At 34.0% G+C, this 19,567-nt stretch carries 14 protein-coding genes; all 14 read right to left on the reverse strand.

Going from position 1 to position 19,567, the window contains the following annotated elements:
• Window positions 1-5: 5 nt before the first annotated feature.
• The 14 genes from HM990_RS16340 to bglX all read right to left on the reverse strand — a co-directional run bounded on the left by HM990_RS16340 (window position 6) and on the right by bglX (window position 19,560).
• Window positions 6-3,221 (reverse strand): Eco57I restriction-modification methylase domain-containing protein, encoded by a 3,216-nt coding sequence (locus tag HM990_RS16340; protein WP_178990437.1) that lies wholly within the window; start codon window positions 3,219-3,221, stop codon window positions 6-8.
• Between the two features lie 65 nt (window positions 3,222-3,286).
• Window positions 3,287-3,736 (reverse strand): hypothetical protein, encoded by a 450-nt coding sequence (locus HM990_RS16345; protein ID WP_178990439.1) that lies wholly within the window; start codon window positions 3,734-3,736, stop codon window positions 3,287-3,289.
• A gap of 61 nt (window positions 3,737-3,797) precedes the next feature.
• Complete coding sequence (locus HM990_RS16350) at window positions 3,798-4,523, reverse strand: P-loop NTPase family protein (protein ID WP_178990441.1); 726 nt, start codon at window positions 4,521-4,523, stop codon at window positions 3,798-3,800.
• Window positions 4,524-4,529: 6 nt separating this feature from the next.
• The gene (locus HM990_RS16355; RefSeq protein WP_178990443.1) at window positions 4,530-5,189 is read right to left on the reverse strand and encodes a hypothetical protein; all 660 of its coding nucleotides are present in this window, start codon (window positions 5,187-5,189) and stop codon (window positions 4,530-4,532) included.
• 2 nt (window positions 5,190-5,191) lie between these two features.
• The gene (locus HM990_RS16360; protein ID WP_178990445.1) at window positions 5,192-5,479 is read right to left on the reverse strand and encodes a helix-turn-helix domain-containing protein; all 288 of its coding nucleotides are present in this window, start codon (window positions 5,477-5,479) and stop codon (window positions 5,192-5,194) included.
• Window positions 5,480-5,556: 77 nt separating this feature from the next.
• Complete coding sequence (locus HM990_RS16365; protein ID WP_178990447.1) at window positions 5,557-6,330, reverse strand: hypothetical protein; 774 nt, start codon at window positions 6,328-6,330, stop codon at window positions 5,557-5,559.
• Window positions 6,331-6,341: 11 nt separating this feature from the next.
• Complete coding sequence (locus HM990_RS16370) at window positions 6,342-7,637, reverse strand: site-specific integrase (RefSeq protein WP_178990449.1); 1,296 nt, start codon at window positions 7,635-7,637, stop codon at window positions 6,342-6,344.
• A 251-nt stretch (window positions 7,638-7,888) separates the two neighbouring features.
• Window positions 7,889-9,265, reverse strand: coding sequence for a sugar porter family MFS transporter (locus HM990_RS16375; RefSeq protein ID WP_178990451.1), 1,377 nt, complete (start codon window positions 9,263-9,265; stop codon window positions 7,889-7,891).
• A gap of 57 nt (window positions 9,266-9,322) precedes the next feature.
• Window positions 9,323-10,144 (reverse strand): endonuclease/exonuclease/phosphatase family protein, encoded by an 822-nt coding sequence (locus HM990_RS16380; protein ID WP_178990453.1) that lies wholly within the window; start codon window positions 10,142-10,144, stop codon window positions 9,323-9,325.
• A gap of 11 nt (window positions 10,145-10,155) precedes the next feature.
• Window positions 10,156-12,000, reverse strand: coding sequence for a family 43 glycosylhydrolase (locus HM990_RS16385; RefSeq protein WP_178990455.1), 1,845 nt, complete (start codon window positions 11,998-12,000; stop codon window positions 10,156-10,158).
• Window positions 12,001-12,061: 61 nt separating this feature from the next.
• Window positions 12,062-13,756 (reverse strand): sulfatase family protein, encoded by a 1,695-nt coding sequence (locus HM990_RS16390; protein ID WP_178990457.1) that lies wholly within the window; start codon window positions 13,754-13,756, stop codon window positions 12,062-12,064.
• A gap of 2 nt (window positions 13,757-13,758) precedes the next feature.
• Window positions 13,759-14,583 carry an alpha/beta hydrolase gene (locus tag HM990_RS16395; RefSeq protein ID WP_229719292.1) on the reverse strand — a complete coding sequence of 275 codons (825 nt, stop codon included), beginning with the start codon at window positions 14,581-14,583 and terminating at the stop codon, window positions 13,759-13,761.
• 60 nt (window positions 14,584-14,643) lie between these two features.
• Entirely contained in the window at window positions 14,644-17,244 is a 2,601-nt protein-coding gene (locus HM990_RS16400) for a glycoside hydrolase family 2 TIM barrel-domain containing protein (RefSeq protein ID WP_178990461.1), read from the reverse strand.
• 9 nt (window positions 17,245-17,253) lie between these two features.
• Window positions 17,254-19,560, reverse strand: a complete 2,307-nt coding sequence (gene bglX / locus HM990_RS16405) for a beta-glucosidase BglX (RefSeq protein WP_178990464.1) — start codon at window positions 19,558-19,560, stop codon at window positions 17,254-17,256.
• Between the last annotated feature and the right edge of the window lie 7 nt (window positions 19,561-19,567).

The raw sequence follows: 19,567 nt of genomic DNA on the forward strand, positions 1-19,567 counted from the left end.
TACTTTTAACTATTTTCTACAATGTTTCGTTCTTCTTCTGTTAAGCCATATAAATCGTACACCATCGTATCAATTGTTTTTTCTGTTTGGGTGATTTGGGTTTGTAACTCTTGGGCTTTTTTCTTGTTATCCTCGAAGAGTTCTAACCACTCAAACTCGTCTTTTTTGGTAAGCGGTGTGCCAGCTGCTTTTTTAATGGCTTTGTTGAGTACTTTTATAAAGTCTGCAAAGTCTAACTCGTGCCAGTTATCGAGTTTGCGGGTTACAACTAATTCATTGTATTGGTGCAATAAATAGGTTATGAATTTTTTCTTAATAATGACAAACTCCTTAATTTCCTTTGAAATCTTATCATAGACATTTTCAACTTCTGATACTGTTTGCTTATCAGGTTCAACAAATGGTAATTGCGATAACAACACAGGTTTTACTTGTGCTAAAGTTCTTCCTGTTTCAGAGGAAAGAAGTCTATATAAGTAAGTTGAAATTTTTGAATTTAAAAATGCAGATAAATATTTATTTGAAATTTTTGAATTGCTATTGAATAAGTATAACCCATCGGTAGGATATATTTTTTCTTCATCGATTGAAGTAATTATACTGTCTCCTGTTATGACACCTAAAACTTTACTTTCTTTCTCAAATATATTTTTATTTCTTGCTCTGTGTAAAGTGTAAAATGGATGTTTACCCTGTTTAACTTCTTTGCAAGTAATTCTTGGTAAATACTCCTCAATGTATTTATAAATATTAGGAAAATCTGAAGGATTATCTTCCTTTGTTAGGTAAAACAAATATTTATCTGAATCAATAGTATAATAGCGTTTTACATCTACACCACCTGTAACAGTTTTTTTAATAAAATCTACTTCTAATTTTCTTTCTTTAATTATTTCTTCAGTAACAATAAATGCATCTTTTAAATCTGGACTAACACCTCTTTGTATTCCATCATCATCAATATAATCTTTTAAAGTACACTTCTTATAACGTTTTAAAAGTTCATATCCCTTTAAATTTTGTGTTGCGATTACTGTATTAGGAATAGAATAAAATAAGTCTTTCTCTACTTCATAGGTTTTTATAACAGTAATGTCGTCATCCTTATATTTATTAAAATTACCTACTATTATAGGCTCTATAGATTCCGTTTTTTCGTAAATTAAAATAGCTGATGGTCGAGCTACATCTTCAAAAATTCCATCTCCAACATTTAAAGCGATATTTAGATGTGTTTCATCTAATATTCTTTCTCGAAGTTTTGAATTATCCTTTTGATATAGGATAACATCAGGAACAATCATTCCAATAACTCCATCTTTGGTAATCAAGTCAATAGATTTGTCCATAAAGAACATAAATGAATCTATCATTCTTACTATTATAGCTTGATGCTTGCTTTTAACAAATTTCAAATCTAATTCGGGAAATTTAGCTCCCCAAGGCGGATTTCCAATTATTACATCAAAACCACCTTTATCAAATATCTGTGGAAATTCTTGTTGCCAATTAAAGGCTTTATCTCCTGCTACGGTTTTGCTATCAATTAATGAGTTACCACATTTAATATTGTTGCTTAAATCGTTTAGTTTTCGGCGTGGTTGTGCTGTACGTAACCAAAGCGATAGTTTAGCAATTTCTACAGATTCTTCATTGAGGTCCACACCATAAATATTGTTTTCTAAAATGGTGTTTTCTATATCGCTTAATATAAGGCCACCACCTAATACTTTTGCTTTTAGCTCATCAATGTAACGGTGTTCTTTAATAAGAAAATCTAACGCTTGGTTTAAGAATGCTCCAGAGCCACAAGCTGGGTCGCAAATGGTTATATGCAGTAACCACGCTCTGTAATTATCTAAAACCTCTAATAGTTGCTTTTTGGTACTTTGGTGTGTCCCCTTTTTTATTTCGAAATAGGCTTCTTCCTTAAAACCTAATTGGTTTTTTTTCTCTTGGCAGAGTTTACCAACAGTATTTTCTACAATGTATTTGGTAATGTATTTGGGTGTGTAGAACACGCCATCTTTTTTACGCTTACTCTTTTGCTTATCGAACTCGCCACCTTCAATTTCGGCATTAACACTTTCAATCTCGTTAAGTGAGTTTTCAAAGATGTGTCCTAAAATATTGACATCTACTTGTGAGCTAAAATCGTATTTAGCGAGTTTGTAGGTGTGTTTGTACAGCAAATCATCATCAATCTCCAAACTATCTAAAATGGCATCTGGTTTAAACAATCCGCCATTATAGGCATAAATTTCAGCTCTTGAGGTTGTGCCTTTTCTGCCTTCATCCAAGAAATGAAAGTATTGTTTAAAGAGGTTATATAATGGGCGTTCGTCTCCAAAATCGATGTCGGCTTTCCACTTGTCCAGAATTTGGATGGTTGAGTTTGGTGGTAACAGGTCTCTATCTTCGGCAAAGAAAATAAACAGAAAACGGTCTATGAGTTTCTGTGATTTTTTGAATAGGGATAATTTTACGTTTTTTTCGAGTGCTTTTAGTTCGTCTGTTTCTTGAGACATCTCGACTGCGCTCGCATTGACAGCTTCGGATTTAATGCGTTTGGCATTTCGTTTTACGAGGTCTCTAAAGAGTTCGCGTTTAAATACGGAATAGTCGTTGTAGAACTGTTTGGTAATCTTGTCTTCCTCAACTAAAGAGGCTTCTTTTATTGTTAGTGGTAGATTGTTAAGAATGTTATCCTTTTGTAAGCATAGGTACATTAAAGCAAATTCTTCGGGCGCTAACTGAAAGAGATTAAACTCTAAAAACTCGGTAGCATCGTTGATGTAAAACCGCAACTTCTCAAAATTGGACGTAATAACATACACACAGCCTTTTTGATTGGCTTTATAGTCGAATGCCTGTTTACGGATGCTTTCTAAATCTTTGGTATTGGTTCCCTTTAGTTCAATAACTCCAATAGCTTTGGCTTCCTTTAAGATAGCTCCATCTGCTTTACCTGCTCCTTTTTGGTTTTTAAACTCGGTAGTAATGTTGAAATCAGGCTTTGGATTGAGCGTATAATCCAAGACATTTACAAACAACTCGTCTAAAAACTTGGCTTGGTATTGCTCTTCTTTAGAGTTTTTAATATTTTCTTGAATGGTAAGGTTGTGAAAATATTTGGTGTATTTTTTATAGGCACGCTCTACTATATTACTGTCTTGCTGTGTGAGGTATGTTTTTAATACTGATGTTTGAAATAATGCCATTTAGAAGGAAATTCTTTAGTTTTTAAAAATAACAATTAAAAAGAAATTCATACTTAAATCTTCTTTTAAAAATTAGTTGGAAATTTACTTATCTTGTAAATGTTGAGTGCATTTTTTAATTGTTGTAACTCTTCTCTCAAACTCACAATATCACCCTTTGTAGCAGGCAACGTTTTTGGTGCAAAAATTCGTTTGGCAGCGTATGCACCTGCATCGGCAGCAATGCTGCCAAGTGCAGCTTCTTTAATAGAGTTAGTATTGATACTTTTGTCTTGGATAAACCTCTCTATTTTATCTTCCAGCGCTTGTACTGCTGATAGGACGTCTTGGTTTGCAGGTAAAGCTAACTTGTCCGTGTTTGTTTCTTCTGATTTTTCGTAGTGACCAGGTACGTATCTATAGTTGTTTCGCTTATAACTTGCTTTTGTTTTACAACTCGTTGTGCAATACACATGATTACTTCTTCTTGATTCAAATAATTGATTACAATGTTTACAGTTTTTATTAGTTTTCATAGTTTTTGGGGTGTTTTTGCTTCTTAATACGTTAAATAAGGTTTTATTTAACCTTTTATACTTACCTGAAACTCGTTCCTTTAAATTCAATAATGTTGAACATTTCAAAAAATCGGTCATAAATTCGCCCTCCATAACGTTTGCCCAAGTCTTCTAATGTTTGCTTGGCACAATTATCTCGTGTAGTATAATTACAAGTTGTATAAGTCTTTAATCGATTATCATATCTTCTATATAAAATTTCCTCGATGACATCCACTTTACCATAATTACTTGCCTCCCTTTCAGAATTTATATCATCTATAAACATCAGCTTTCGTTCTGCATCTCTAAATAAACTGTCCTTATCAAATGGTGTTTGACATTTCTCATAGTCTGTTACCAATTTTTTAGAAGTATAATATTTAAATCTGAGATGATTAATCCGTTGAAAAATAATTTCAAAAACCTTAAAATAGTCTGTTTTTCCCAAGCCAAAACCACCAATTATTAAAAGTCCTTTTTGGAATGAAGGTTTTGATATGTCATTTCTTAAATTTTCACATTTAAAAAATTCATCTTCTTGTAAAAAATAATAAAAAAGTACTTTGAGATTATTTATTGCATCAGGATTTTGCTTTAACTTCTTACCGTGTATTTTATAAAAAGTTTTTTCAAAAATATTCCACAAATGTCTTCTGTCAATAACGGTCCTGTTTTGCATAACGTTTTGAGGTTGGGTGTTATGAATGGATTTAGGGAAGTAGCTTAACAAACTTCCTATATCTCTCGTTTTATTGGTTCTCATAGCAATTTATCTATTAGTTAATAATGACTTACCTTTATTTTGACTGGTCATTGGTTTTTCATTTTCTACCCATTTTTTAAGCCTTATATCAGTATCAAAGTAATCGTCTTTTTCGAATCTCATTTTTGTTTTATTTGAATTAAGCTCACTCCAGTAATCATAAAAAGCATTTAAAATTTTAAAATCATATTGAGAGTGTTCAAAAACTTGATTTTTGAATTTTTGACGTCTTAACTCTATTTTTTCTTTATTAAACTTCTTTTCCTTATTTCTTTCTTTAGTTGTTGTTGATTGATTGTTATTTGATTGTTGCGCATTTATTGTTTGACTGTTAGTTGGTTTGTTGTTTTTAGTTTTAGCAGTTTGGTATTCATCATAGTTTACAACTGTTACGAGCGTGAATCGGTTTGTTGAATGAACTTTTATATCTCCGCTATCTTGAAGTTTTTGTAGCGCAGTCCTAATCTGTTGAATTGACAAGTTTAACTCTATAGCCAAATGTTTAGTAGAAGTAATTAATTGCCCACGCCTAACTAAAATTCCTTGCCATTTTTTGTCACAGTAGTTTACTTTTAAAATTAAATGGAAATAGAGTCTAGAAACCGTTGGCGATTGATACCATTCCCATTCTATAATATCGCGATGTATAATCACAAACCCAGCCATAACTATCCTTGTTTAACCAGTTTTGATAAAATATCAGATTTCTTATAGTACACACGATTACCCATGCGATAGCTAGGAAGAATACCATTTTTGCGCCAGTTCCATAAAGCTTGTTTGGAACATTTTAGATAATTCAGGGTTTCTTCTACTGTTAAGAGTTCGTCACTTGAAGTTGATTCTGGAAGGCTATTTAAAGTCGCTTTCTCTAAAGCAAGATTTATGGCATTTTCCACCACGTTCTTTAAACCTTGTGGTGTAATGTTATATATTCTTATTTCTTTTGACTTCATGAGCTGTATATGGATTTAATTACAGCTCAAATTTGAATATATAAATTTAATTATTTGGTACCAATGAGTGCTGGTACTCAACTCCACAATTTAATATTTGGGATTCTAAAAATATCCTCTTTCAGTTTATTTTTAATTAAAGTATATTTTTCATCGACAGGATTTGCGTAACGTCGAAGGGAATCAACTTTTACATCTGTTTTTAAATTAAATGAAATTTTGAGCTGTCTAGAAAGTTGCGAATAATTAGTTTCACCATTATTATTTTTGGGAGAGTCTATTAAACCTCTATCTTCTAAAATGCTAACTAAGTAGGCTAAATGCGAAGGCTTACCAAGCCATTTCAAGTTGTCTAATTTTGCGTAAGAAATCTCGTTGGATTCCATAAATTTTTCTACAATACTTATTTTTTTTACTAAACTTTCTTTGGGATTAAACCACCCAGCAATATGTTTCATGTCACTATAATAGAAACCCCATTTATTGACTATCCCATTATTTTCACGGAATCCATCCTCAAGTTCAATTTCACCACTAGGTCTACCGCTCCAACTAACTTCCGCATTTTTTATAACATCCTTCATTATAGGAATTACCTTAAGATCAATAACTGATAGATAGTCGTCTGGCTTGTGACAATTATCGAGGTGAAAAAACAGGAATTCTCTTAATTCCAAAATATCTATTTGAAAAAGTAAATCATGAATAAAGTATCCAAGATAGAAATCTTGCGGTAGTTTAGGCTGATAATAATCGTAATTGTTCAATATAAAAGTATGTGATGAACTAGTGTTATCGTTGAGTTTATTATATTCTACTTCGTTAATCGCAAAAGTATCTTTGAAATTCATATGTTAGCTATTTAATTTTTAAAAAAACTCGATTCTGAAATTTTCACAGCTCTCTCTTTTGGAGTAATCTTAATATATTTGTAAAATTCTCGTTCGGTAGAATGCCCACTAATAGCCATTATATCAATTACTGGCATTTTAGCTAAATACGCATTGGTACAAAAGGATCGTCTAGCAGTATGCGACATTATAAGACTATATTTTGGCACATTGACATTCTGTACTTTACAATCGGTGACTTTTTCTACAATAATTTCATCATCAATCTTTGCTATGCGACCAGCTTCTTTGATATATTCATTAATGTCGGGCGCGTTTAGCTCCCTTGGTGGGCTACCATTATGACGAACTTTAAATAGTTCTTTTAACCTTGGATGCATAGGCACATATAGCTTTTTTCCAGTTTTCTTCTGATTGAATTCGATAACCTCAATACCATCAAATTCCTTTATCTGATTTTCATTTAAACCGTTGTAGTCTGACACACGTTGTCCTGTATAATACCCAACCAGAAAAATATCTCTTGCCAGTTCCCAATCTTTATTTTTTGATAAATCAACATCGTAAAGTGCGTCAATTTCAGGTTCTGTTAAATAAATAGATACTGATTCTTTGCTAACGGCTTTAAAATCTCTATGCTTGTATTTAAAATTTGTATTAAACCCATCTTCTGTTGCTGCATTTAAAATAGTTTTCAGATTTTTAATGTGCTTTCCTATCGTATTTGTGGAATAATTTTTTTGTTCCAAATGTTGAACAAAAGCATAATAGAATTTTAGGTCTATCTTATTGAAATCTAGCTGATATTTTAATTCCTTATCAAAATCTTTTAATCTGTTCACAGTTTGTTTATAAGACCTAACTGTAATTGGGCTTAATTTTACATTTCTTATATTTTTGGACTGATTTTCCTTTCGACTAATAAATTCATCTGCGTAATTAAAAAAGGACTTCAATTCAATTTGTGAATTTTCCGCTCCCCTAATAATCTTTTGCAAAAGAGCTTTGAGTATATTTTTATCGTCTTTTTGGCCCTCCTCTAATTCAGTTATACTTTTAGTAAACTCTGAAGAGAAATGTTGTAAATCACTATTTACTTTTTCGCGATTCTTAATCGTTGAGACTGCTCGTATTCTTTGGTTAGCTTTATCCCAATTCTTTGGATTAACCTTATAGCCAGTTGAAAATTTTATTCGGTTTTTTCTTCCGAAACTATAATCTAATACAATTGATGTTTCGTTTCTAGCCTTAGTATCTTTCAATCTGTATTTGACTGTACCTGAAGTTGAATTTATTACTTTAGTCATTTATCTATCTATTCTTTCAACATATAAGAGACAACAATAGGGACAAAATAATGTTTAACTGTTGTTAATTCAAAAGTAGATAAATTATCTTATATACCAAATAAAACCAGAAATAATAAGGGATTCATATATTTTGAGTTAAAATAGAATAACATAGATTAAAGTAAAAAGTGGTACTGGAGGCACCACCATAAAAAACCCGATTCGTTTGAATCGGGTTTTTTGGTTTTTATACTATTTTAGAAATTTTATTATTCCCAGAATTCTTCTATTTCTTCTAAACTCTTCCCTTTAGTCTCAGGTATAAACTTATAGGTTATAAATACAATAACAAGTATAAATGCTATGAATATATAATAAGGCAATGATCCATTCCAAGTGGCACTATTGTTCATTTCACTGCCCATAACTACAGGAAACGATTGAGAGACTACATAATTGGCTGCCCATTGTGCTGCCACTGCTACCGACATGGCAACACTTCGTATTTTATTTGGAAACATTTCTGATAGCAACACCCAAACCACTGGTCCCATAGACAATGCGAAAGATGCAATAAAAACCAATACACCTATTAAAGACAAAACACCAACACTATTTTGTTGAAGCGTTATGGCCAAAAGCAAAAACCCAATAATCATTCCGACAGATCCAATATAAAGTAATGGTTTTCTACCAAATTTATCGACAGTAAACATCGCCACAAAAGTAAATACCAAATTCACAAAAGCTAAAAGTATTTGTTGCGCAAGTACATCTTCTTTTCCGAAGCCAAGAGACTTTTCAAAAATATCTGCGCCATAATATAATACAGCGTTAATCCCTGTAAATTGTTGTAACACAGAAAGTACAGTGCCTATTACAATAATGGCTAATATGGCTTTAGAAAAATAGTCAACCTTTATACCATCATTATTTTCGCTCAATGAATTTTTAATCAAAAGGATTTCTTTTGATGCCATTTCTTCTCCATTAATTTTTTGTAAAACAGCTAGAGCTTCGTCGTCTTTTCCTTTTAAAGCTAACCATCTTGGACTTTTGGGAACAAGGAATAATAGTACCAAAAACAAAATACTTGGTACTAATTCTGACCAAAACATACGACGCCAGCCGAATTCTATATTTTCTGCTACGCTTAAGTCATTTCCAATAAAATAGGTTGCTAAGAATACCACAAAAAAGCCAATTACAATAGCCAGTTGGTAATAGGTCACCATGCGACCTCTAATATTTGAAGGTGCAATCTCAGCGATATACATGGGCGCATTCATTGATGCTACACCAATACCTAAACCACCTATAATTCTAAAAATCACTAGCATGGTTACCGATTGCGGAAAAATCTCTGGCAATCCAGATCCATAGGCCGAAACCGTAAAGAATATTGCCGAAATAATCAGAGACCATTTTCTTCCTATTTTTATACTCAACGGCCCAGCAATAATAGCACCTACAAAACACCCTAAAAGAGCGCTTCCTACGACCCAACCTTTTAACCCATCACTTAAATCAAAATATTCCGTGAGGTAAAACTGGGCGCCATTGATAACACCTGTATCGTAACCAAATAGTAAGCCTCCTAAAGCTGAGACTGCCGCAATTAATAATAAGAAAGCACCTTTTTTCATCTTTTAGTATTTATTTTAATATTAGTTAGTTTAATGATTTAATATAGATAAGGATTTTTAAAAATTTATTTTAATGAAAATAGGCATATGATCTGAAGGATAATGCAAATTCCAATTATCGCTTAAAACCGCATACTTAGAAACCTCAACATTTTCGCTTACAAATGCAAAATCGATGCGTCTTGTTACAGGCTTGTCAAAATGAAAACCGTTAAAGGTACCTTCTGGACCAAAATCGAGTTTTGCTATTTCTTTTGAATCTTTCAATTCTGTTTTTATGTATTTTATACTTTCATGGTCTGGCTCCATATTAAAATCGCCTGTTAATACTACTGCATGATTGGCTGTGTTGAGCTCCTTTATTTTTTCAATGATTAGGGTTGCACTGTTCTTTCGAGCTTCTTTGCCTACATGATCGAAATGCGTATTGAATGTCCAAAACTTTTTACCAGAATTTTTATCTTCCAATAATACATACGTACACACTCTATTACACACTGCATCCCAACCCATACTGACCTTATCAGGCGTTTCAGATAACCAAAACGTACCCGAATTAATAACGTTGAACTTATCCGCTTTATAAAATACAGCTGAAAATTCGCCTTCACTTTTAGCATCATCACGTCCAACACCAACATAGCTATAATCTACCAAAAGACTGTCCATGTCTTTCATTTGGTTTGGCATCGCTTCTTGCACGCCTAAAACATCAGGTTCGTAAAACTTTATTTGATTGAAAAAAAACGGTTTTCTATTGGTCCAACTATTTTCACCTTCTTTTGGGTAATCTAATTTGATATTATAAGACATTACTGAAAAATCTTGAGCAAAACCAAAACTTGAAATGACTAAAACTATAACTACTAAATATTTCATTTTTTTTTAATTTATTCAACAAATACAATTTCACTTTTTTCTGAAATTCCATTCTCATTAAACGCTTCAATACTAAAATAATAAGGCGTATCTCGATCTAAGCAACGGATAAAATGCTCGTTGGTATCGTATACTAACCAAGATTGGTATAACTTATCTTTAGCAATTCCCCAACGTATGTTATAACCTTGAGCGCCTTCTATAGGATTCCAAGAGAATGACACATCTCTGCGGTCTTTTTCTCTATTTATTTCAAATCCTGAAACTTGTTCTGGTCGATCACCTAAGCCTAATCCGAACACTCTAATTTCGGACATCGCAAAGTTAGCACCTGGCACTTCCAGATTCTTATAACGTACGTACTTTGCCTTGATAGGCTTATCTAGCACAATATAGGCATTTGGTGCATCAATATCACTTTTACTTCGGTCAACTACGGTTTGCCAGTTAGTACCATCTTCGGACGTTTCAATCGTAAAACGATGTCTTAAGCCTTCAACACGTGTATAAATACCAGATTCGTGATCGTGAAAATTTAGTTGTAAAGCGTGAATAGTTCCTTCATTCTGCATCTCAATAGTTACCCATTGAGTACCATCATTCGCTTCCGCAACCCAAAAGGTTTTTGGGTTTTCGTCTGTTAATACTTTAGACGTTATTTGTCCTTTAGCATTGGTTTCAACTGGTAACTCGGTGACTTCAACTTCATCGTCATTAGAAGTGAATTTCATCACTTGCTTTAAAGAAGAAGATACGGTGACATCACCTTTATAAGACAATAGCATCCATCCATTATGAAGTCCTGCTTTGGTTGAATGGCTTGGTCCAAAACGTGGATAATCACCATAAGCCGTGTTCGTATACATTAAGCCTTCATCATCAAAATACGTTGGAAACATACAAAGACGCCGTTCCCATTGTGCATTAGACGCTAATGCCATCGTCGCAAAATGCCAATATTGACCATTGGTTTGCTTTACCGTAATACCATGACCAGCACCATTTGTAAATCCACCTGGTTTGAAACTCATGGGATTATTTTTCATATATTCAAAAGGTCCGAGTGGTGTTTCTCCTACATAAACGCCATCCGCATATACATTAAATTGTGTGCCTGGTGCTGCATATTGCAGATAATATTTTCCGTTGTGTTTGGTCATGGAAGCCCCTTCCATGTAACCTTCCTTTAACGTCGGATGAAAGTTGTTTTCTCCAAAACGTTCCCAACCGTGTTCTTCTTCGTTAAGATTAAATAATTCCTTTCTTTCACCTGTTTCTAAAAAACGATCATCTTTATTCAGCATTTTCACACGAAGTGGGTGCACATTAGAACTTCCCCAATACAAATACGTCTTGCCATCATCATCAATAAACAATTCTGAATCCTGAATATTATTGGAAATCGAAGCGGTTGGTGTCCATTTGCCTTTCTTAGGATCGTCTGTGTAAAGAATACTACCATAACCCGCCGGATCACCAGCAAAATAAACTAACGAATCCTTATAGTTGAAAGCTGTTGGTGCATTACTACCTTCGAAAAACCATTGTTTTGGTTTGATGAATTTCCAGTTGACCAAATCGGTAGAATGCCAATAGCCAAAAGACCGTGTTACGAACATATAATATTCACCTTTAAATTCAATAACTGCAGGATCTGCACCAGAGCGGTACGATTTGTTTTTGCTTGAATTGTAAACCATATACGTGTAGTCTATATCCAATGGGTTGATATAGGTCTGCTCTTTGTTTTGGTTTTCTGTTTTGTCACTTGCATTAGAGCCAACCTCAGTTTTTTCAGCTGTATTATTGCATGAAAAAGCGAGTAAAATTAATGCTAGAATGTATATGTTTTTCATATTTAAAATTCGCTTTCAGACCTTTCAGGTTTTGAAAACCTGAAGGGTCTAAAATATTCTTTTATAGTTTCGTATCCTTATCAGTCACTGGATCATAAGCCGTTCCAGTTTTACCACGAAGCTTTTCAAATTGTTTGTAAGCTCGCTTTACTTGTTCTTCCGGTGCACGTTCGAAATCAGTTAGTGTGACCTCATACTTCTTTTGAAGTTCAGCCAATTTTGTTCTCAGTTTGGCTTCAATATCGTCGTATTTTGGATTATCGATTTGGTTATTGATTTCTTTTGGGTCTTCTTCCAAATCATATAATTCCCAAGTATCAATATCATCATAAAAATGCATCAACTTATAACGTTCGGTACGAACTCCATAATGTTTTTTCACCATATGAAATGCTGGATAGTCGTAATAATGGTAATAGACTGCATCTCTAAATTCGTCACCATCGTAAGTGTCTTCCAATAAAGGTCGAAGTGATTTTCCTTGCATATCTTCTGGAATTTCAACCTGTGCATAATCTAAAAACGTTTCAGCAAAATCTAGATTCTGTGTCATGGCATCAATGACTGTACCTGGTTTTATAACATCAGGATATTTTGCTACTAATGGCATTGCCAAAGACTCTTCATACATATAACGTTTATCGAACCAGCCTTTTTCTCCTAAATAAAATCCTTGATCTGTCGTATAAATGACAATGGTATTTTCAGCTAAACCATTTTCTTCAAGATAATATAAAATCTGTCCTACACCTTCATCAACAGCAGCAATTGTTGCCAAATATTCCTGTAAATAACGTTGTCCTTTATATTTTGCTAGTTCTTTCCCTGAAAGATTCGCATCATGAAATGCATCATTTTTAGCTTGATAGGCTTTATCCCAAGCCGTTAGTTGTTCAGGTGTCATGCGTTCAAAATCTGTTTTCCAAGGATTCCATGCCAATTCAGGGCTACCTTTCCTTTTGGTCAATTTTAAATCATGACCTTCATACATATCCTTATAAATGGTTTGCTGTTGGTCTTGCGAACCTAATGAGCCTTCGTGAGCGGTAAAATAAGTATCTGGTAGTGGAAATTCTACATTGTCAAATTTATTGGCATGTCTTAAAGCTGGCATCCAATTTCTGTGTGGTGCTTTGTGTTGTAGCATTAGCATGAAAGGTTTATCGCTATCCTTTACCGAGTTGAGATAAGCCAAGCCATCTTGAGTAATAATATCCGTAGCATAACCTTCGATTCGAGTGGTGTCGGCTACTTTTGTTTCTTCGTTGACAGAGATAAAATCTGGATTATAATAATTGCCTTGATCGGTTAGAATTTTCCAATAATCAAAGCCTTGTGGCAATCCATGTAAGTGCCATTTCCCTATAACTGCGGTATTGTAACCTGCTTTCTGTAATAACTTAGGAAATGTTTGTTGGCTGCCATCAAATTGATCACCATTCATTCTAAATCCATTGACATGACTGAATTTACCCGTTAAAACAACAGCTCTACTTGGTCCGCAAATGGAATTGGTACAAAAGTTATTTTTAAAGAGTGCGCCTTCATTGGCAATTCTATCGATATTTGGTGTCGGTGCCAATTTGCCAATAGGATGTCCGTAAGCGCTTATTGCCTGTTCCGCATGATCATCTGCCATGATGTACACGATGTTTGGGCGTGGCTTAGGTTTTACATCTTCCTTCTTCTCTTCCACGTTATTTTTGCAGGATTGAAATGCGAAAAGCATAACTAATGTAAGTACTATATACCTCATGGTTACTCGGTTTTTATAATTTTAGTTTGAATCACTTCATCGTTAATCACAGTTTGTTCAAAAAACTGGAACACTTTTTCTAAATCTTCAAATGGGATTCGCGAAATCTCATGTCTTCCTCCTTTTACTATATTGAAGTAGTAAGAGGTGTCAAAATGTTCAAGTTTTTCTGCAATAACTTTGGAACCATCAAGCATGATGTAACCATCTTTAGTTGGCTCACAATAATGATGTGGCGCATTACCAAATGGCACTAATTGATCTTCGGTGCCATGAAATAAAACTGAAGGAATTGCATTTTCTTCGGTAATATAACTTGCATCAACTACAGCTCCTGCGCAAGAAAACATACCTGCAAACTTTACGTTTTTATAATTTTCTTTATCATTGACAAAGTAATCTCTCATAAACACGGCATTAAGGCTTCCCTCTGCTCCAGCACTACTTCCACCTGCAATGATTTTAGTAGAATCGATTTGAAACATCTCCTCACGATCAATCAAAAATTTGGCAGCATCCAAATAATCTATACTAGCTTGCTTAAAGGTTTCCAGTTTTTCATCTTTGGTGCAATCGCAACCAAAACCAGTTGTTGTATTTTTTCTTAGTAAACGGTAGTCTATGGAAACACCTATATAATTTTGTTCTTTGGCTGCATATTTCACCAATTTATTATCCTCTGGATGCGCACGATGACTACCTGAAAACCCTCCACCATGCATCCACAATAACACGGGTAACCTTTCGTCTTTTTTAATTTGTTCAGGCGTAAAAATATCCATTCGTAAGGTATCGTTTCCCTTTATGGAATAAATAATCGTTTCCATGTTTTGGGCAGAAAGACCAAATGAGATGAATATTACAAGTATTAGAATTATGTTTTTCATTTAATTTATTTTCTCAATTAAAATGCCGCTAATTACAGGTTCTCCTTCGATTGGCTTTAATGAAATTGTTAAGCCTTTATCATTAATTATCTTAAGGTCATAACTTAGTGTTATTCCGTATTTATCTGGATAATTACTAGCCATATCAAAGTGTTTTTCGACTAACTTCTCATTTAAGTAAATATCAAATATGCGTTGCTCTTCATCCTCATCACTATCAACATCATATTTAAGATTGAAAATAATTTGTTCTTTGCTCTTCAACTTTGGCTCCACAAAGTACAGGCTCACTTTGTATTTTCCATTAGGCACATCAATTTTATAGCTTCCACAATCTGAAAGAATGGTTTGAAAAACTCCTTCGAGATGGGAATTTTTAATATTATTGGCGATTAATTGCCGTTTACATTTTCCAGAATTTTCATCATAACCAAATTGATTTTTTTGATAAGCTCTATCGGCTAAAAACGTTGTTCCTGATTCCTCGTCGTAGAAATTAATGTAAGTGCCGAGATTAATGGCTAATGTTTCAAATTTTAAAGACTTTAAGTTGCTGAGATTTTTAACTTCAAAACTTGAAGTATCATTTGCCAAATCAGCTTCAACGCTTATAGTTTGTTTTCCTGCCTTGAGAGGAATTTCAATTTTAGCAACTCCAGAAGCGAAATTCAATGTATCAATAAATTCGTCATTCAAGAAAATTTTAGCTGATTTCTGATTTGAAAATATGGTGAATTCATGTGTGGCCTCATTAACTAATGCCAACTCTTTTTGATAATTTGCTATGTGAATAATAGGCTTATCATTACGTAAAATCGATTGGTACCAATAATAAATTTCTTTAGGCTCTCTATTGTATTGCACCAGTCCTTTTTGGTTGACATGTGGTCTCGACTCTCCACGAAATTCGGAACCGAAATCTGCAAAATTCCATGCGGTCATGCCTGTTACAAATTCGCGATCTTGGACTTGCTCATAATAACTTTTGTGAAGTTTAAGTTGATACTCTTGCGAGTAGTCATATGTCATTGGACTTTTGGTGGAAATATTAACATCTGATCCTGGACCATATTCAGAAATTAAAAGTGAACGGTTTGGAAAACGTTTGTGCTGGTCGTCCAGAAATCTCCCTAAATCTTCAATGGTTTCGTAATACCAACCAAAATAAAGATTCCAACCGATTAACATGGGTATATCTGCAATTTTGGTCTCGTTATATATTTCGTTGTAATGCAGTGCCATAACCGTAATGTGGTTTGGTGCCAAATCTCTGGTCAATTTTTCTAACTTTTCAGTGAGTCTATAGGTGTCTTTTTTTAGCTTTTCGCGATCAGGTTGCGACATTTTTTTATCAAATTGCAGACGTAAAAAGATCTCATTCATATACCCAAACATAACCACAGAAGGGAAATTATAATATTGTTTTAAATGCTCTTCTTGCATTTGTAGTGCTGTAGTAAAAAAAGTATCAGAATTAGTTACTAAATTAACTATTGGCACTTCGCTCCACACCAAAATTCCAAGTTCATCGCAAAGCTCATATAATTCTCTCGCATGCGGATAATGTGCAAAACGAATCACATTCGAACCCATTTCCTTTATGATATGAATATCCTTTTTCTGCAAAGCCAAAGGCACAGCATTTCCATAACCTTCATAATCTTGATGACGATTTACACCTATTAATTTTATAGATTTCCCGTTTAAAAAGAAACCCTTTTCTGAATCTACAGATACCCAACGGAAACCAAGGTTTGAGAATTTTGAATCTAAAACAATTCCGTCTTTATCTGTTAAGGTAATTTCTAATTGATACAAATAAGGACTGTCTGGCGACCAAAGTTTTGGGTTTTTAATTTCTGGAAATTTAACCTCAATAACTTCGGAAGAACGTTTATCAAGTAAAATCCCTTGATGTTCTTCTAACACCAAATTGCCTTGAGCATCTAAAATTTTTAGATATAAATGATTTTTAGATTTTGAAATTTCATAATTATCTACTAAAAGCTTTATTTCAACACCTGCTTTATCTTCAGAAACGTTATAGTAGTTGACGTAATAGCCGTCTGAAGCAAAATCCTTTAAGCTGAAATGTTGTTTTGGAACTGAAATTAATTCCACATCACGATAAATACCGCCATAAAAGGTAAAATCGGCATCCAAAGGTGGAATATCGATATTGTGTGTATTATCTACTGTAACTTCAATGAGATTATAAGCATTGTATTTTACAAATTCGGTGATGTCGAAATTGAAAGCGGTATAACCTCCTTTATGGTTACCTACTTCTGTTCCATTGACAAAAATGGTAGCATCTTGGTTTACAGCATTAAATTTCAAGTAATGAATTTTATCACTTTCATCAGATGCGATAAAAACCTGTTTTTTATAATATCCTAAGCCTCGACGATAACCTGATACATCATCAAAAGCATCTTCACTATTCCAGGTATGCGGAATGTTTATGGTTTGCCAATCTGTTTTATTTTCTGAATATTGCCAACCCGAATTAATAACTTTAGACTGTGAATAGGAATGAAACGATAAAGCCACACACATCAATAAAAAAAGGGGTAATATTTTACGAATTGTATGTGGCATATCTAGCTATTAATCAATTAGGGTAATGGTATTCTTAAATTTAAAGTCTGAACTCGGTGCTATGGCTATTTCAAATTCGCCAGGCTCAACGGTGTATTTCTTATCGTTGTTATAGAATTTTAAATCTTCAGCGGAAATGGTGAAGGTTACGGTTTTACTTTCTCCTTTTTTCAAGAAGATTTTTTGAAATCCTTTAAGTTCTTTTACAGGTCGAGTGATACTTCCAACTTTATCATGAATGTAGAGTTGAACAATTTCATGCCCATCTAAATTACCTGTATTCGTTATTGTTGCAGATGCCGTAACTTCATCAGAAAAACTAAAGGTATTTGAAGATAATTTAAAGTCTGAATATTCAAATTTTGTATAGCTTAAGCCATGCCCAAAGACAAATAACGGTGTGTTTGGTACATCGATATAATTACTTTTATAATCAGCTTTAGGATAGTGTTCAGGAATTGGTCGTCCTGTATTTTTCATGTTATAATAAATTGGCACCTGACCAACGTTTCTTGGGAATGTAACGGTCAATTTTCCTGAAGGGTTCACTTTTCCAAATAGTAAATCTGCTGTTGCTGCGCCTCCCATAGTACCAGGAAACCAAACTTCTAAAATGGCATCCACTAAATTGATCTCTTCAGACAAATTTAAAGGACGACCATTCATTAAAACTAAAGTAATTTTTTTATTAGGATTGGCTTCACGAATTCTTTTTATCAACGCTGTTTGAACTCTTGGGATTCTTAAATTAGTTCTCGAAGCGGCTTCACCACTCATGTGATGACCTTCTCCCATCACTAAAACAATTTCGTCTGCTTTTTTTGAAGCTGAAATGGCTTCATCAAATCCCGAAGTGTCATCCTTTAAAATCTCACAGCCTTTGGCATAAAGTATTTGATTTGGTTTTAAATACTCTGAAACACCTTCAAAAACACTAACCGCTTTTCCATTTCGGTCCCCTTTTGCTGCCCAATTTCCTATAATGTCGTATTCATCCTTAACTAACGGGCCAATGAACGCAATCGATTTTGACGTGTTTGAAAGCGGTAAGGCTTCATTCTTATTTTGTAATAACACAGACGAAGCTGCTGCAATTTCTCTTGCTTTTTCTAAAAATTCTGGTTTATATTTAGTTGTATTTTCTCGTTTTTCATCACTATAGCGATACGGATCGTCAAACAAGCCTAATTTGTACTTTGCAATTAAAATTCTTTTGCAGGATTCATTGATATATTGTTCTGGTACTTTACCTTCTTCAACTAATGTTTTTAGATATTTACGGTAAACCTCTCCCATCATATCCATATCTACGCCAGCGTTCATTCCTATTCTTGCCGTATCAATACTATCTTTTGCAAAACCATGTTGAACCATTTCATTAATAGAAGTATAATCTGAAACGACAAAGCCTTCGAAATTCCATTCGCCACGAAGAATATCTCTTAAGGTATATTTATTGCCCGAAGTCGGTACTCCGTTTAGTTCGTTAAAAGCAGACATAAAGGTTTCTACGCCAGCGTCGACAGCAGCTTCAAAAGGTGGTAAATAGACGTTTCTTAACTCTCCTTCACTCATATTGGTGGTATGGTAATCTCTTCCTGCTTGAGCTGCCCCATAAGCCACATAATGTTTCGCACAGGCCAAAATGGTGTTGGGTTGCGATAAATCTTCTCCTTGAAACCCTCGAACGTAGGCTTTAGCTATCTCACTGTTTAAATAAACATCTTCTCCTGCACCTTCGGAAATCCGTCCCCAACGCGGTTCTCTAGACACATCGATCATTGGTGCAAACGTCCAATGGATGCCTTCTGCTGAGGCTTCTTCGGCTGCGATGCGTGAGCTTTCTTCTACCATTTTTAGGTCCCAACTTGCGGATAAGCCTAAGTTTATTGGAAAAATTGTTCTGTGACCATGAATCACATCATATCCAAACAATAATGGAATGCCCAAACGGGATTCTTCTAGAGCTACTTTTTGTAAATCGCGAGTCCCTTTTACTGACATAGCATTTAGCATCGCTCCCATATTACCCTCGCGAATATATTTGCCGTTATCTGAACCTACAATTGGACCTGTTTGATCCCAACTTCCACCATACATTACCGTTTGCCCAATCTTTTCTTGAAGTGTCATCAATCGCATTATAGAATCTACTTTAGCTTCATAATTTTGTGAAAAACTGAAGTTAGCAGCAAAAAAAGCTAATAAAAAAACGATTCTAGCATTCATTTTATAATAATTAAATTTATTCAGAAACACCCCTAAAGTCCCCTCAAGGGGACAATCCAAATCCACAAAAAGAAATCTAATTTTCATGATGTAT

The sequence above is a fragment of the Winogradskyella schleiferi genome (genome assembly GCF_013394655.1).
Lineage (GTDB): Bacteria > Bacteroidota > Bacteroidia > Flavobacteriales > Flavobacteriaceae > Winogradskyella > Winogradskyella schleiferi.